The 1,294-nt window shown below is 66.9% G+C and carries 1 protein-coding gene; it reads left to right on the top strand.

Going from position 1 to position 1,294, the window contains the following annotated elements; translation table 11 throughout:
* Positions 1 to 204: 204 nt before the first annotated feature.
* Positions 205 to 1,294, top strand: a 1,090-nt coding sequence (gene istA / locus OO68_RS48825) for an IS21 family transposase (protein ID WP_245237466.1), incomplete at its 3' end; no start/stop codon positions are given.

Here is a 1,294-nt window from a genome sequence, read left to right as displayed (position 1 = left end):
CTGCGGATTCCGCTCGATGTCGCCCAGCATTCCGAGATGATCTCGCCCACCATTCCGATTTGAAGTCGCCCACCCATTCCGAGATGATGTCGCCCACCATTCCGGGATGATGTCGCCCGGGTGACGAGGCCTCTTCTGGCTCCCATAGGTCAACCCTTTCGGCTTTGCGAAGGGGGACCCTGGATGCCGACGGAGAGGCTTGCGATGCGCCGTGTGCGCGATGTGATCAGGATGAAGGCGGCCGGTCTGCCGAGCCGCGAGATTGCGCGACGGGTAGGAGCGGCGCCCTCGACGGTGCGGCTGGCGATCCGGCGGTTCGAGGCCGCGGGTCTGACCTGGCCGTTGCCCGACGAGCTCACGGACGCGGCCCTGGAACTCCGCCTGTTCGCCAAGACCGGCAATGGCAACCGGCAGGGTCACCGCCGCATCGCCGAACCTGATTGGACGACCGTGCACCGCGAGCTCAAGCGCAAGCACGTGACGCTGTCGATCCTGTGGGAGGAGTACATCGCCGCCGAACCCGACGGATACCGGTACTCGCGCTTCTGTGAGCTTTACCGCGCCTGGGAGGGCCGCCTGTCGGTGACGATGCGCCAGGCGCACGCAGCCGGCGACAAGCTGTTCGTCGACTATGCCGGCGACGGCGTGCCGGTGGTGGTCGATCGTCTCACCGGTGAGCGCAGAATGGCGCAGATCTTCGTCGCCGTGCTCGGCGCCTCGAGCTTTACCTACGCGCAGGCGACGTGGACGCAGGGGCTCGCCGACTGGATCAGCGCTCATGTTGGCGCCTTCGCGGCGATCGGCGGCATACCGGCGCTGCTGGTGCCTGACAACACCAAGGTCGCGGTCATCAAGGCGAGCCTGTACGACCCGCAGATCAATCGGACCTATGCGGAGATGGCGGCGCATTACGGCACCGCCATATTGCCGGCCCGGCCGCGCAAGCCGCGCGACAAGGCCAAGGTCGAGCAAGCCGTCCTGATCGTCGAGCGCTGGCTGCTCGGCCGCCTGCGTCATCGCACCTTCTACAGCCTGGCCGAGGTCAATGCGGCGATCGGCGAGCTGCTCACCAGGCTCAACGAGGAGCGGCCGATCCGGCGGCTCGGCGTGACGCGCCGCCGGCTGCTTGAGGAGGTCGATCGGCCGGCGCTCAAGCCATTGCCGGCGAGCCCCTACGTACTCGCCGAATGGCGGATCCGCCGCGTCAGCCTCGATTACCACGTCGAGGTGGAGAAGCATTACTACAGCGTCCCGCATCGCTTTGTGCGCGCCGAGGTCGAGGTGCGGTTCACTG

Source organism: Streptomyces iakyrus (genome assembly GCF_000717055.1).
GTDB classification, from domain to species: Bacteria; Actinomycetota; Actinomycetes; order Streptomycetales; family Streptomycetaceae; genus Streptomyces; species Streptomyces iakyrus.
The sequence above is the reverse complement of the archived record's forward strand: the minus strand, read 5'-3'. Positions and strand labels throughout refer to the sequence as shown.